Annotated in this window: 11 protein-coding genes and 2 pseudogenes; 4 read left to right on the top strand and 9 right to left on the bottom strand. The window is 42.1% G+C overall.

Going from position 1 to position 14720, the window contains the following annotated elements:
- A partial coding sequence (locus PX484_RS04915; RefSeq protein ID WP_288103043.1) for an ammonium transporter occupies window positions 1-1084 on the top strand: 1084 nt, incomplete at its 5' end.
- Between the two features lie 60 nt (window positions 1085-1144).
- Window positions 1145-1270 carry a hypothetical protein gene (locus PX484_RS04910; RefSeq protein ID WP_287667160.1) on the top strand — a complete coding sequence of 42 codons (126 nt, stop codon included), beginning with the start codon at window positions 1145-1147 and terminating at the stop codon, window positions 1268-1270.
- A 218-nt stretch (window positions 1271-1488) separates the two neighbouring features.
- Here the strand turns inward: PX484_RS04910 and PX484_RS04905 are convergent.
- Window positions 1489-2643: pseudogene (locus PX484_RS04905) on the bottom strand (ISL3 family transposase).
- 17 nt (window positions 2644-2660) lie between these two features.
- Between PX484_RS04905 and PX484_RS04900 the strand changes: the two are divergent.
- Window positions 2661-2962 (top strand): annotated as a pseudogene (locus PX484_RS04900) (hypothetical protein); the annotation flags it as partial.
- A 146-nt stretch (window positions 2963-3108) separates the two neighbouring features.
- Here PX484_RS04900 and PX484_RS04895 read toward each other — a convergent pair.
- The gene (locus PX484_RS04895; protein WP_002801733.1) at window positions 3109-4143 is read right to left on the bottom strand and encodes a hypothetical protein; all 1035 of its coding nucleotides are present in this window, start codon (window positions 4141-4143) and stop codon (window positions 3109-3111) included.
- A gap of 497 nt (window positions 4144-4640) precedes the next feature.
- On the opposite strand from PX484_RS04895, the gene PX484_RS04890 reads away from it, so the two are divergent.
- Window positions 4641-5507, top strand: a complete 867-nt coding sequence (locus PX484_RS04890) for a 6-pyruvoyl trahydropterin synthase family protein (protein ID WP_002801730.1) — start codon at window positions 4641-4643, stop codon at window positions 5505-5507.
- 61 nt (window positions 5508-5568) lie between these two features.
- On the opposite strand, the gene PX484_RS04885 is transcribed toward PX484_RS04890, so the two are convergent.
- From PX484_RS04885 to PX484_RS04855, 7 genes are all read right to left on the bottom strand, one after another.
- Window positions 5569-6378 (bottom strand): SDR family NAD(P)-dependent oxidoreductase, encoded by an 810-nt coding sequence (locus PX484_RS04885; protein WP_287765790.1) that lies wholly within the window; start codon window positions 6376-6378, stop codon window positions 5569-5571.
- Between the two features lie 382 nt (window positions 6379-6760).
- A complete protein-coding gene (locus PX484_RS04880) occupies window positions 6761-7936 on the bottom strand; it encodes a hybrid sensor histidine kinase/response regulator (RefSeq protein WP_288103041.1) in 1176 nt (391 codons plus the stop codon).
- A gap of 294 nt (window positions 7937-8230) precedes the next feature.
- Complete coding sequence (locus tag PX484_RS04875) at window positions 8231-8677, bottom strand: response regulator (protein ID WP_002801723.1); 447 nt, start codon at window positions 8675-8677, stop codon at window positions 8231-8233.
- Window positions 8616-10922 (bottom strand): sensor histidine kinase, encoded by a 2307-nt coding sequence (locus PX484_RS04870; protein ID WP_288103039.1) that lies wholly within the window; start codon window positions 10920-10922, stop codon window positions 8616-8618. Before PX484_RS04870 ends, PX484_RS04875 begins: the two co-directional genes overlap by 62 nt.
- 345 nt (window positions 10923-11267) lie before the next feature.
- Window positions 11268-12041: a hypothetical protein gene (locus PX484_RS04865; protein ID WP_002801717.1), complete on the bottom strand. Its 774-nt coding sequence runs from the start codon at window positions 12039-12041 to the stop codon at window positions 11268-11270.
- A gap of 400 nt (window positions 12042-12441) precedes the next feature.
- Window positions 12442-14493, bottom strand: a complete 2052-nt coding sequence (locus tag PX484_RS04860; RefSeq protein WP_288103036.1) for a M3 family metallopeptidase — start codon at window positions 14491-14493, stop codon at window positions 12442-12444.
- A gap of 101 nt (window positions 14494-14594) precedes the next feature.
- Window positions 14595-14720 (bottom strand): GTP-binding protein (locus PX484_RS04855; protein WP_288103045.1); only part of this gene is annotated, 126 nt, incomplete at its 5' end.

Genomic DNA, 14720 nt, shown 5'->3' with positions numbered 1-14720 from the left:
TATCGGTGGTCTGGATTGGATTTTTCTCAACGGAGTCACCGCCGCCGCACCTGACAATATCGGTTATGCACCCACCGTTCCCCATCAAGTGTTTATGGTCTATCAGATGATGTTCGCCATCATCACCCCGGCTTTAATTTCGGGGGCGATCGTAGAACGGGTCAACTTTAAAGCCTATTTTTGGTTTTTACTGCTTTGGTCCACCTTGATCTATTCTCCCCTAGCTCACTGGGTTTGGGGTAAGGGTTGGTTGGCTGCCACCGGGGCGCTGGATTTCGCCGGTGGAACCGTTGTTCACATTAGTTCTGGGATTTCCGCACTGGTGGCCGCCTGGATGATCGGTCCGCGGCGTAGTTTTGGTGTCCAAGCCTATGCACCCCATAATGTGCCGTTTGTTCTTCTGGGTATCGGTTTACTCTGGTTCGGTTGGTTTGGTTTTAATGGTGGTAGCGCGCTTTCCTCTAGTTCCCTAGCCACGACAGCTTTTGTTAATACCACGATCGCCGCTTCGGCCGGGGGTTTGACATGGATGTTTATAGAATGGATTTTACGCGGTAAACCGACAGCGATCGGTATTGCTAGTGGATTTTTAGGGGGATTAGTCGGTATAACTCCGGCTGCCGGTTATGTGCTGCCGATCGGTGCGATTCTCATCGGTTCGATCACTGCCCTTACCTGTTTTTTTGCGGTTAGTCTGCGGGCAAAATTGCGCTTTGATGATTCTTTGGATACCTATCCCGTCCATGGTGTCGGCGGGACAATAGGGGCGCTGCTTACGGGGCTTTTTGCCACAAAAGCGGTTAATTCAGCCGGAAATGATGGTTTATTTTTTGGGAATCCGGGGTTGCTGTGGACGCAATTTGTTGGCGTTGCTGCTACTTATATCTTTGCTGCCGTCGGTACTTTTGTCATCCTGAAAGTTCTCGGTTTATTTATGGATCTGCGAGTTAAACCGAATACGGAAGCAGAAGGGTTAGATGTTCCTCAACACGGAGAGGAAGCCTACGGACAGGAATTCGAGTTTGGTAGCAGCCTTTCCTACCAAGAAAATTCTCCGACCACAAATCCTCGAGAAAATTATTAGCGATTCAATCGGCTATCAGTCTGGCTAACAGAGGCGAAATTTCGTCTCTGTGAAACTGGGTTGAACAATTCCGTTTTTGGTCGTCTTGTCTCTGTCACCGGGGGTTGTGATCCTGTCCGTCACTGGCAAAGAATGCTCGCTCTTTACTATCCAGAGATTCTCGAAGACCCAAAAACTCTCCGCTAAGGCTTAATGATACCAAATCCGTTGAGTATAGGCTACTTATGAGGAGAAGTAAAAGGCAAGAGGCAAAATGGAAAAGGGTGAATAAATAATCAGTTTTTAATAACCAGATTTAGTATGATTCATTCTGCGAATCTAATTCTTTTTTTTGCTACCCTTAATCGCTGATGAGGTAAGCTAGGGAGCAGGGGGATCTTCTGGTTTTCTTGTGTTAATTTTTGTTATGAATTAAAGCAAGCAAACAGCTTAAGTCGAAGATGTTCAAAATTGGTAAATCCATAACTTATTCTTTTAATAAGCTTTATTTTGGTATTCATTCCCTCAATTAATCCGTTGGTTGTATGATTTTCAAAGTAATTACAGATACCCGACAAATGCTTCTGGATCATACTGGCACTACTTTGATATAATATTCCGCCTATTCTTATCCATTTTTCCAATTTTCTCTCAGCACCTTTGAACGTTCTACAACCTTGATAAATTTGTCTAATTTCTTCTTTCATTTCGTCCGCTATTCCCAAGCATGGATGTTCTTTCAAGATAACTTCTAGTTGTTGTTTTTGCTCGTCCTTTAAGTCCTCTTTATTCTTCCATAATAAATGAGGTAATCCTTTTTCATGCACCCCCATTAACTTTCTCAATTTATTAAGCTCGTCATTGATGATATCCATTACATGAAAACGGCATAGATGATTTTAGCATTGGGAAATAATTCCTTGATCACTGCTGTAAATCCTGACCACATATCGACGCTCACTTCTTTCACCTTCTCTCGAACCGCCTGGAGGCTGTGCTTTTAAGGCTTCCATTAATTCTTCTTGCTTATGTCCTTTAATCACATCTAGTAAAATTTTATTGTTCAGTTCTACGATCGTTGTTATGAAATCTTTATGTCCTTTTAAGTTACTAAATTCATCTAAGCTTATTCGTTCTGGTGCTTCCCACTCTTCCTTTTCTAGTTCTTTAGCAAAGTGATTAAATATTAATTCAACTTCTTCCCATGCCAACCCTTCTTCTCGACTCATTTCTTCGATACTAGAATTTTTTACTCTCTCATAAATCATCGATTCATAGCGGATTGTATGATGCTGTCTTAATCTCATCAAACTCAATCTTTCGCTAATATACTTTTGGCAATTTTGACAATGAAACTGGCGGCGTGGTACTTCTAAATATACCCGACTGCCTAATATTGATAAATCTCTGACTAGATTATACTCTGTCTGATTGATTCTGTCCAAGGTTTCATGGAAATTCGGACATTCAATTGTTTCATTTAAAAGAGCGAGCTTTAGGAAAATTGTCTGCTCAATTTTTTGATAATTGACCCCTGTTACATTTGGTAAATCGAGGGGTTGATCAAAATTTATCCAGATAACCCACCTCCTGTTCTGTGTTACTATTATACCATGCTCACACAGAACCTAGAAGAGCCGAAAACGTCACAGAAACTCCCCTTTTATCACCCAAAGGAACCTTCCCTGCCAAAGTTGTCAAAGTTATTGACGACTATAAATTAGTAATGAATAGAGGTGAAATTAGTGGAATTCGAAAAGGTCAAAGAATGATGGTTTATCCTATCGATGACGAAGAAATATTAGATGCGCATACTGGCGAATCTTTGGGTTATCTTGATTTAGTACAGGAAGGGTAATTTTCGTTCAAGATAAAATATCTATAATTGAAACCGATCAGAAAAAAACCTATAGAAAAAGTGTCAAGTCAATCTCAGTAACTACTCAACTACTCGCCATCTAAGAGAGATAAGTGAATACTACCCCAAAAACTGGGTAAAAAGAGGACTTCAAAGATTACTGTCCCCAATCACCGAGAACCATTGGCTATTGAGCAGTGATGATTTTCAGGGTTTTCATTTGCAGTTGATTCAATTTCAACAGGAGACGACGACGCAAAAAGAACTGTTCTTGTTGCCAGAGAGAAAGGGAACACCATTGATTATAGGCGGGAACACATTCATTCAAGATAAACTGATGCCAACATTGAAGAAGATGGCTAACAGTCACGGTTTTCGACCTTTCTTGATAATGAGATTTTATTTGCCGCCTTAAAAAATTGTTGTCCCGCAATTGTTTGAGATAATAAATAACATCATTCTCATTATTAGCAGTAAAGAAATCTAGCTCACTTTTGTACTCTGCTTGAAAAGCGGATTCATTTCCCAAAATAGCAGGAACACCTGCTAACCAGGCATTATACAGCTTAGTGGCGGGTTTCCAAGGATAAGTTTCCTTAGAGTCGAAACGACGAACAGCGACGATTGCATCTACTTGACGATAATCATGCCAAAACTGATCATTAGTTTGAATGCACCAGTTTAAACCTAAATTATCTACCTGCCGTTGCCATTCGGGTTTGCGTAAGGGGGGAGCTAAATTGGAGGTAAGGCCAAAATAAACTACATTTTCAAACTGATCGCCCCGTTGGGGATCGCGAGGAAATAAGCCTGGTTGAGTCCAATGGGGTAAAAAGTATCGCTTACCTGGTAAAAGATAGCGATCTTCGGCTATTGATTGTATATAAAGTTGAGAAGCAGTTAATTCCTGTCGATTCTGGACAATATGAATTTGAGCGTAGGGTTGAGGATTTTGATCCCCTTTAACACAAGCCAGTAATAACTTGGGATAGGGTTGAAAATCATAAGCTAACGATTCTCGATGACCAATTACAATGCCTTCTTTAGGGATAGTATCTACTAATTCACAGGGAAAGTTCGATTCGCGTAATCGCAAATAAGTTTGTAAAATCCAAGCCAATGAACCTCGACCCGTTCGTAATTGATCGGCGTGATCGGGCAAAGGGTCGGGTCGATGGGAAGCGGGAAGATGAAAATAAATAGGAGGTATTTGCTCGACCATAAATTATAGGACTTACCCATTGACAAAGTGCCGATTCAGAGCTGAAGTGCAAGGAAGTCTGAAGTATGTTTGTAGAATACTTGATCGGGAGTTTGATAGTCAAGGGATTTTCGGCCTTGCTGATTTGAGACTTGAATCTTCTTTTGTGGGATTTTTAAAACCTAGACCCAAACTAACTTTTGGATACGATGCACGGTTGGCATTAAGTAGGTGGGTGGAATTAAATATAAAATGAACGTAGGTTGGGTTGAAGCATGAAACCCAACGCCCGCATGGGTTACGCTACCGCTAACCCATCCTACAAATAATTGTGCCTACCTACTTAATACCTTGATTCAGCAACGCCAATTTTCTGACTAGAAGCTCACAGCGATCGCACCCTGCTGGAATTGAGGGATAACTTTCCCCGGTCCGCAAGCCAGAGGAGACAAAACTGGTTTATGCTAGAAGGGGTTACTCTTAACGTAACTTTACAAAGTCATTGATCGCCCACATTTATGGATTGCATCATCAATCGTCGAGCGCGGTTTTCAGCCAGCCATCGCTATTATTTGCCAGAATGGGACGAAGCCGAAAATCAAAGACTTTTTGGTCTTGGTAGCCGTTTTCCCGGTCATGGTCACAATTACGAATTATACGTCTCCCTATACAAAGAACTCAATCTTTATGGCATGGTGGAGAATCTCTCCACCGTTAAACAGGTAATTAAACGAGAGATAACCAGTCAATTAGACTACTCCTATCTCAATCAAGTCTGGCCGGAATTTCAGCAAACCCTACCCACCACAGAAAATATCGCTAGAGTTATCTGGCAAAGATTAGCACCCTATTTACCATTGGTCAAAATTCAACTATTTGAACACCCCGAATTGTGGGCAGAATATCAAGGAAAAGATATGGAAGCAACTTTAACCGTCAAAACCCATTTTAGTGCCGCTCATCGTTTGGCTTTACCGCAATTAACCCTCGAACAAAACTCGGAAATCTACGGCAAATGCGCCAGGGTAAACGGTCATGGCCATAATTATCACCTAGAAGTATCCGTGGCGGGAGAAATCGATCCCCGCACCGGTATGATCGTTGATCTAGGGGATTTACAAAAAGCGATCGATGAATTGGTAGTAGAACCCTTCGATCATGCTTTTTTAAATAAGGATATTCCCTACTTTGCCGAAGTGGTTCCCACTGCCGAAAATATTGCCTTACACATCGCTCAACTATTGGAGGAACGGATCCGCCAATTAGGAGCCGAATTAGATAAAGTTAAACTAATTGAAAGTCCCAATAATTCTGCGGAAATCCACTGTCGTGGTTCGGTTCAAGCTCCCCGACAACTTCTAGAAAAAACCCTGACAGCCGTTTAATTGCCTGTTGGTGAAGGTGATTAGGGTGAGCCATGCTCACCCTGATAGATTTAATCAAACCCTAGTTAAACACTTCTCGCCATCCTCGCTTTCCTTTGCCTTGGCGCAAGGGAGAGGCTAAATCGACAATTTTCTCGAGCAGTTTCGGGGCAAATTTTTGGCACCAAAGAGCTAGATGACTTTGCCAACCGACGACAATTTCCGTTTTTTCCCTATTTAACCCGGTAATTAGGGTTTGGGCGACTTCTTCGGCGCTCATCGGCTTTAACCATCGAAATAACTGCAATTCTCGCACCATATCCGTATCGGTTAAAGAGGGTAAGAGGGTGACAACTTTGATGTTGTGTTCCCGTAATTCCGACCTGAGAGCTTGACTAAAACCCAAAATGGCAAATTTGGTGGCCGAGTAGGTAGAGAAGCTAGGAGCGGCAATTTTACCCATCATGCTGGAAACATTGACGATGGTTCCCTGTCCCCGAATTGCCATCCGGCGGGCAATTAAGCGAGTAACTGTGTACATGGCCATCAGATTTAAAGATATTTCTGCTTGCACTTGCGAAAATTGCGAGCGTAGAAAGGGGGTTTGATGGGCAATACCGGCACAGTTAACAAGGATATCAATGCCACGGCATTCTTGCCAAACTCGGATAATTGAAGGACTAACAAGGTCATTTTCGGTTAAATCTAGGGCTAAAGGTGTGGCAATGACTCCTAGGGACTCAATTTCTTTGGCTAGTTTTTCTAATCGCTCTTGATCTCTGGCAACAATCACAATTCTGCTTAAACCTTGTCGGGCTAATTCTAAGGCGATCGCACGTCCGATACCCCGGGATGCCCCCGTGACTAGGGCTGTTTTTCCCTGTAATTTCATGATCAAACTCCTGTTTTAAGCAACAGTACGGGAATTTATTGGTTTTGCTTCTGAAATCTTTGATTTGTGCATCTATGCCCTACATAAGTAGCGAAGCAATCGGGGGATAGATGGATAGGTTAGGGTGCATGGGATTTTTCCTCCTTCAAAGCGCACTCTTGAACCCACGGTAACAGTTGTCTTTACAAACAGCAATCTTTTTTAACACTTTTCCGCAAAATCACTCGATCGGATGAACGCTCAGGGTGATCCTCAATCCTATGGAAGGGGAGCAGGGAGAGGGGAGAGGTAGGGTTGATTCATGAATCAACCCTACTATGAATCAACCCTAGGGCAGAGGGGCAGCAGAAAAAAAAATTGTGGTGCCACCCTATCGTTCATCTCAATTTAGGTGTTCAATGTCGGTAATAATCGGTAGAATCACCGTGATCTTTGTGCCTTTTCCTTCCTCACTTTCCAAGTGAATTTGTCCTTTGTGCGCTTCCACACAGCGTCCGACAATGGCTAATCCTAATCCCGTTCCTTGAATATTATCGACATTGCTACCGCGATAAAAAGGTTTAAATAAATGTTCTTGATCTTGGCTGGGAATACCAATCCCTCGATCGATAATTTTAAAGACTACCTGCTCGGATTCGACAATAATCTTAAATTCTACCTGGTTCCCTTGGGGTGAATATTTGAGAGCATTTCCCAGTAAATTTGTCAAGATATGTTTAATTAAATTTATATCCCAAAGTCCTCTTTCTAAGCTGCCCTCAACTTGGAAAATAATTGCTAATTGCGGCTCCGGCTTAACAATAAAAGATTCTACTAATTTTTGACAATAATCAAGCAAATCAACTGGATCAAATTGACAGTATAATCTCCCGGAATCGGCCCGGCCAATTAATAACACTTCTGTGAGCAATTGATCCATGTCTTTAATGGCCGATCGAATCATGCGAAAATAGCTAACTTGCTGATCTTTTGTCAACCGATCGCGACTTTCTTCTAATAATCCAGCCGAGAGTAAAATTTTATTTAAAGGATTGCGAAAATCGTGGGATAACATGGAAACAAATTCAGTTTTTAACTGATTTAATTCCTGAGCTTTTTCCAGTTGATTAGTGCGTTCAATCACGCTCATTTTTAAAGCTTCGTTCGATTCTCGTAAAGCTTCCTCCATCTGTTTTCGCTCGATCGCATAACATAGAGATCGAGTTAAAATTTCTAAACTTACTTCTCTTTTAATTAAATAATCCTGCGCTCCCTGACGTAGTGCTGCTAAAGCCAAATTATCATCATTAGTATTAGTTAAAACCACGATCGGCAATTTCGGAGCCGTAATTAAAAGGGGAGCTAAGGATTCCAAACCCTGACTATCTGGTAAAGTTAGATCTAATAAAATTACATCAAAATCTGTTTGTTGTAACAAAGAAATAGCCTCGGATAATCTTGAGACATTAACCAGATGAAATTCTTTTTTTTCATTACCCTTAAGAATTTCCTTTAATAATCGAGCTTCGGCTAAATTATCCTCGATTAAAAGAACTTTTATATCCTGCGAGAGTCCCATTTTTTAATCAAGAGTTAAAGAGATTTGGGAGGTTAGGAAGTGGGGTGTGGGGTGTGGGGAGGGGGGTGTAGGGTGTAGGGTGTGGGGAGGGGGAATTATGAATTATGAATTATGAATTATGAAGTGGGGTGTGGGGTGTGGGGAGAATAAATAGAAATAATCTCCTGACTCCTGACTCCTGAATCCTATCTCCTGATCACTGATCCCTGACTCCTATCTCCTATCTCCTATCTCCTATCTCCTGACTCCTGACTCCTGATAACTGATAACTGATAACTGATAACTGATCATGATTCACTCACTGGGTAAAGTAGCGGTTTCTAACCAAAAAGCCTCGATATTTTTGACAATTTTGAACAAATCGTTGAGATTGCGTGACTTGGTTATATAACAATTAACGTGCAGTTCATAGCTATAAAAAATATCCTCCTCGTTGCGAGAAGTGGTTAAAACCACCACAGGAATTCTTTTTAAACTGGGATCGTTTTTTATTTCCGCTAATACCTCCCGTCCGTCTTTTCTTGGTAAATTCAGATCGAGAAGAATCAGATTAGGACGGGGAGAATCGAGATACTCCCCTTCTCGACGCAGATAATCCATGGCGTTGACACCATCCCTAACGATAACTAATTCGTGCGGGACGGTGCTAGTTTTTAATGCCTCTTGGATGAGGCGAATATCAGCTTTGCTGTCCTCCACTAATAAGATAATTTTGTGTGGCACGTCCTCGCCAGCGCTCACGCTCGTTACCTCCTAGGGGAATTGTAAAATAGAAAACCGCTCCTTTGCCTAATTGGGATTCTACCCAAATTCGTCCGCGATGACACTCGATAATTTTCTTACAAATCGCCAAACCCATACCTGTGCCGGGGTACTCGTCGCGGGTGTGCAGTCGTTGGAAAATCACGAAAATGCGTTCGGAAAATCGGGGATCGATACCAATTCCATTATCGGTGACAGAGAACAGCCATTCCTCCTCTTGACGTTGCGCGGAAATATGAATAGTGGGAGTCGCTTTTCCTCGGAATTTAATGGCATTACCGATGAGATTTTGGAACAATTGCATTAACTGGGTTTTATCTGCCATGACAATTGGCAAAGGATCAACGGTGATTATAGCTTGACTTTCCTGAATTCTCCCTTTCAGGTTAGCGAGAGCTTTTTCCAGTGCCAGATTAGCATCGATGGTATTAAACTCTGCCGCCTGCATATCCACTTTCGAGTAAGCCAGCACATCATCTATTAATGTTTGCATCAAGCTGACACCTTCGACGGCAAAAGTAATAAATTCTTTAGCATCTTCGTCCAGTTCTTCGGTGTAGCGCATTTCTAGCAACTGCACATAGTTGGCGACTTGATTGAGGGGTTCCTGTAAATCGTGGGAAGCGACGTAGGCGAATTTTTTTAATTCGGCGTTCGATAGTTCCAAATCCCGCGCTAAACGTGCCAATTCATCGGCTTGTTTTAAGATGATATTGACGATCGCTTTTCGTAATTCTAGTGCGGCGTTAATTTCTACTGCTTTCCAGGGTAAAGATTTGAGGCGAACGGTTTCTTTCCAGAGGGAGAAAGATTTACGCGGACAGAGACGAATATCACCATCTATGGCAGTCGTTTCGATCGCTTTACCCGGATCACCACCCCAGTTCACGGTTTGAATTACTTCTGGACGAAACCAGAGGAGATAATTACGTTTAGAAATGGGAATTGCTAGTAAACCACTGGCAATATCTTTAAACTTACCCGCATCGGTATAAATTCGCGGTAAGGAATTAGTATAGTAAACATCTTCATGGACGTTTTTTTCTAGCCAAGTAATCAGATAATTTAGTTCTTCTTCGCTGGGTGTTACTCCAATTAAGGTATAATTGCCGCCTAAACAAATAGCGGCTCCTGTGGCTTTAGTTAGATCGAGCAGATTCGGTTTATGGGCAATTAATCCATCAATAAAGTTATTAGCTTCCGCCATATAATCGATTAATTGCGATTGCACAAAGCTTAATTTTACTCGATAGTCATAATCCTCGGTTTCTTCCCGTGCCGATATTTCCGAGAAAATTACTCTTCCTAAGAACTCACAAGCTTTACGGAGTTCGTAGGGTACATATTTAGGGGTGCGATGATGACAGGCAATAATGCCCCAGAGACGTTTATTTTCAATCAGAGAAATAGTTAGAGATGCTCCCACTCCCATGTTATGCAGATATTCTAAATGACAGGGAGAAGCACTTCTAAGACTGGACAGGGTTAAATTTAAGGGTTGTTGAGTTTCGGGGTGAAGAACAGGCACTAGATCGACGGGTTCAGAGGTAGCATCGGGAATCTGTCGAATCCAATTAGCGCTTAATAAATTTCGTGCCGGGAGAGGGATATCGGAAGCGGGATAACGTAAACCTAGATAGGGTTCTAGTTGCTCTATTTTGTCTTCTGCTATCACATCACCGTTATCTTCTTCGTCGAATTTGTATAACATAACTCGATCGAATCCTGTCATTTTTCGCACTTCTTTAACGATGATATTACAGAAATCTTTCAGGCTACGGGTGGCTTCAAGTTTATCGATCGAAGTTTTGGCTAGGTGATAGAATCTCAGGAAAGGAATGTTTTCATAGGAAATAGCTGGTTCTAACTCTAAAATCAGCATTTGTTCGGCGTTGCGGTGAAAAATAGCATCAAAGACAGCAAAATCATCCCCTTTAACCCGCGCCCAAATTTTGGAGGGATTGATAGCATCAAAATCGTTATTTTCTATGGCTGATTTTAGAGGATCGATCTGAAAGGGATCGAAGATTTCCTCTAGGGTTTTACCGATAATTTCCCCCGGAGAAATACCCAATAAACTGCGGCTATTACTGCTAGTTTGGCTGACTTTTAGCTCCGGTTCGCTGAGAACTAAAAGCACCCCGTGCGGTTGAATTCGGTTATAGAGATGGATCGGTTCCCGTTCGATCGAAGTTGGGTTAATTGTCTCGGTTAGAACTTCCATGTGTATTGCCCCCAGAGGATTTTTGCCAAGTTGAAAACTCTTTGTTTATTAAAACTATTTCTTCTCACTTTCAGGGGGCGATCAAGAATAAATTTACTTATCTTAATACCAGGCCATCAAAAGTAATAAAACTTTAATTAATCAGTTATCTACTGATCGAGCAGTTCTGTTCATTTCCCTTTATTATAATCGGTTTTTCTCTGAGAATCTAGGGTAATTTGTTAAGAATTAAGATTTAATGTTACAAGGGACAGATAATTCTTAATAAAAATATACAGTAGGTTGTGTTAGCGAAGTGTAACACACCAAAATCTAAGATTTAAATATGATAGCAACCCTTTTTTGTTAATTACCTGGAGGCAAAGTATTATTATTGGTGATCATTTCTGCCAGCTTATAAACATTGACAGGGAGACTAATTAACGGATTAATCTTTTGTGCTTTTTCTGGAACTATTTTTGTTAAAAATTTCCATAACTTTTGGGATATATTGTTCTTGGTTTCCTTATCTTCACCTTCGACTTCATTAATTCCCACCTCGGTGAGGGTAGCCAAAATTTCCTTGCGAAGACCATTATAGCCAACGATGTAAAATTTGTTAAGAGCTTCTAGGACTTCATTTAATTTAATCAGCAGAAATTGTTTAAACTCTTGCGTAATTTTGCTATCTTCAATCATTTGAATTAAACCGAAGATTTCTTCCCTTAACCTGTTCAAATCCTCTTTGCTTAAATATATTTCCTCAAAATCTTCTACACAAGAAGGAAGCCAATGTAGAGCGTACCAGTCAGGAGAGTTTAATGGCTGTAAGAAAGAATTTGACCAAGACATTTCAAGTCTTGAAAATACACTAATTAATTCATCCTTAATTTGTTCCATAAGTTCTTTATAGGAAGACTGTTTTCTTGAAGGAAAATATTGTAGTTGATCTTCTATGTGATAAATAAGCTGTACTAATTGAATCAACCCTTTCTGAACAGAATCAGTGTCATTTTTCACTTCCATTGCTCTTGCTAAAACTGCTTGAACTGATTCGTTAGTTTCGTCTGGAGAACATCTTTGTAGGATAATTAATAAACGTTCGGCTGGATTATGAATCGGTAGAGTAGATGATTCCATAAATTTTATCAAAGGCTAGATTGGTGATGTATAGAACAATAGTATTGTAACTTATCATTTCTATTTTTACAGCAAGTTTGAGAGCCTATTTATGAAAGTAGGGTGCGTTAGGAAATCCCTTGTTTTTAGGGAAAAAATCAAGAGCTAAATATTACCGTAACGCACCACAAAGAAAGGTTTCAGCAGTTAAGTAGGGTGCGTTAGGCAATCCCTTGTTTTCAGGGAAAAAATCAAGAGCTAAATATCGCCGTAACGCACCACAAAGAAAGGTTTCAGCAGTTAAGTAGGGTGCGTTAGGCAATCCCTTGTTTTCAGGGAAAAAATCAAGAGCTAAATATCGCCGTAACGCACCACAAAGAAAAGTTTTTGGTGCGTTACGCTACGCTAACACACCCTACTTTTATAAGCCGCTATGACGGAGGAGAGGCTCGGTACTAGGTTCACGACCGCGGAAAGCTTTAAAAACATTCATAGGATGAGAACTTCCCCCGATAGCTAAGACAGTATCGCGAAAACGGCGGCCGATCGCTTTCACTGCTTCTTCGTTATCTAATCCCACTTCCTCGAAAGCGGCAAAAGCATCGGCGCTGAGAACTTCCGCCCATTTATAACTATAGTAACCCGCCGCATAACCGCCAGCGAAAATATGTCCAAAAGAACACAAGAAAGCATCTTCTGGTAGAGGAGGAATTATCGTCGTCGTTGCCGCTAAACGCTGTCTGACTTGTTTAGGAGTTTCGCCGCCATTGGGTTGATAACGATGGTGTAATTCCAAATCTACTAAAGACAAATGTAGCTGACGCAGCATAGCCGAACCGCTCATATAATTCTTAGCTAGGAGCAGTTTTTGATAGTAATGTTCGGGGAGAGTTTCACCCGTTTCGTAGTGTTTGGCCATACTCATTAAAGTAGGGCGATCATAACACCAATTTTCCATAAATTGACTGGGCAATTCCACCGCATCCCACTCAACGTTATTAATACCCGCCGCGCCGGAATAGTCCACAGTGGTTAACATATGCTGTAAACCGTGGCCAAATTCGTGAAATAGGGTATTTACCTCCTCAAAGGTCATTAAACTGGGGTTTCCGTCCACTGGAGGCGTTTGATTGCAGATTAAATAAGCCACAGGTAAACGCACCTCGGTGCCGGTTTTGGCCCGACCGATACAGACATCCATCCAAGCGCCGCCGCGTTTTTCGGCGGGACGACTGTAGGCATCGAGGTAGAAATAGGCAATTTTTTCGCCCTTTTCGTCATTAATCTGGAAATAACGCACATCGGGATGCCAGATAGGGGACTGACCGTCGGCAGCGATAATTTCTACCCCAAAAATCCGTTTAGCGAGGCTAAATATGCCTTCTAAAACCCGTGGTAGGGGGAAATAGGGGCGTAATTCCTCGGCACTAAAGTTAAACTTGGCCTGACGCTGTTTTTCTGACCAATAGGCTATATCCCAATGCTTGAGATCGTCGGTTCCCGCAAAAGTTTTTAAGGCCTCTAAATCCTGTTTTGCCGCTTCATAGCTGACTTGGCGCAAATTGTCAAGCAATTTCTCGATTTCATCCACAGAATTGGCCATTTTCCTGGCAAGACTGACCTCGGCGTAGGTACTATAACCTAAAAGATGGGCCTGTTCCTGACGAAGTTGCAAAATGCGATCAATTAAGGGATTATTATCCAATTCTCCCAGATCAGCCCGACTAACGTAGGCTTTATAGAGTTTTTCGCGCAATTCCCGATTATCGCTGTACTTCATAAAGGGGAAATAACTGGGAAAATCGAGGGTAATCACCCAGGGACCAGTTTCGGTGCTGGCGTTAGTTTCCCCTTGGCCCCGGGCGGTTTGGGCGGCTAAACTGAGGAGACTAGGGGGTAAACCGGCGATATCTTCTGGGGTTGTTAGTTTTAGTTGAAAAGCTTTGGTGGCATCGAGGAGGTTATTAGAAAATTTCGTGGTGATTTCCGCTAATTCCAGTTGAATCGCGTTAAATCTGTCTTTTTTCTCCCCTACCAATCCCACCCCGGCCAATTGGGCATCCCGCAGAGAAGCTTCGACAATGCGCTGTTGTGCCTCGTCTAATTGCCCCCAGCTTTCCCCTTGACGCAGGGACGAGAATGCCTCATAAATGGGTTTACTTTGGCTTAAACGGCTAATAAACTCGACTACCTGTGGTTGTACGGTTTCGTAAGCTTGACGCAATTCCGGGCTATTTTTTACCCCCATCAGATGACCGATAATCCCCCAACTCCAGCTTAAACGTTCTTCGATCCGGGTGAGGGGTTCGACTAATTTTTCCCAGGTGGGGGCAATCTGCGCTTCTAAATCGGTTAATTCTCTGGCCAGTTCCTGCAAAAGTTGCGTCATGCCAGGGACAATTAGGCCGGGTTGGATTTGGTCAAAAGCCGGTAATCCTTGACCGGCAAGCAGCGGGTTACTGGTGTTCGTCATAATTGTTGGTCTGGAAGGGTGGGTAATCTGTATCTTTTACTACCCTAACCCAAATCCCCGACCATCTATCCGGGCGATCGATTGCCGGAGCTTTTTCAGTTTCAGCAAACCCTAGTTAAGGCCTGCTCGATTCTCTGACTATCGAGGGAGCGGCCGATAAAGACCAAGCGAGTTTGCCGCGTTTCCGTGGATTGCCAGGGTCGGTCGAAGAAAGAATCAAAGCGATC

This window comes from Microcystis sp. M49636_WE2 (assembly GCF_030065375.1).
In the GTDB taxonomy this organism is placed as follows: domain Bacteria; phylum Cyanobacteriota; class Cyanobacteriia; order Cyanobacteriales; family Microcystaceae; genus Microcystis; species Microcystis aeruginosa_C.
Note: the sequence above shows the minus strand (reverse complement) of the source record. Positions and strands in the feature narration are given on the sequence as shown.

Bases quoted from the DNA above. Each gene is read 5' to 3' on its own strand.
- PX484_RS04895 (WP_002801733.1), bottom strand. From the start codon at position 4,143: ATGGTCGAGCAAATACCTCCTATTTATTTTCATCTTCCCGCTTCCCAT.
- PX484_RS04890 (WP_002801730.1), top strand. From the start codon at position 4,641: ATGGATTGCATCATCAATCGTCGAGCGCGGTTTTCAGCCAGCCATCGC.
- PX484_RS04885 (WP_287765790.1), bottom strand. From the start codon at position 6,378: ATGAAATTACAGGGAAAAACAGCCCTAGTCACGGGGGCATCCCGGGGT.
- PX484_RS04880 (WP_288103041.1), bottom strand. From the start codon at position 7,936: ATGGGACTCTCGCAGGATATAAAAGTTCTTTTAATCGAGGATAATTTA.
- PX484_RS04870 (WP_288103039.1), bottom strand. From the start codon at position 10,922: ATGGAAGTTCTAACCGAGACAATTAACCCAACTTCGATCGAACGGGAA.
- PX484_RS04865 (WP_002801717.1), bottom strand. From the start codon at position 12,041: ATGGAATCATCTACTCTACCGATTCATAATCCAGCCGAACGTTTATTA.
- PX484_RS04860 (WP_288103036.1), bottom strand. From the start codon at position 14,493: ATGACGAACACCAGTAACCCGCTGCTTGCCGGTCAAGGATTACCGGCT.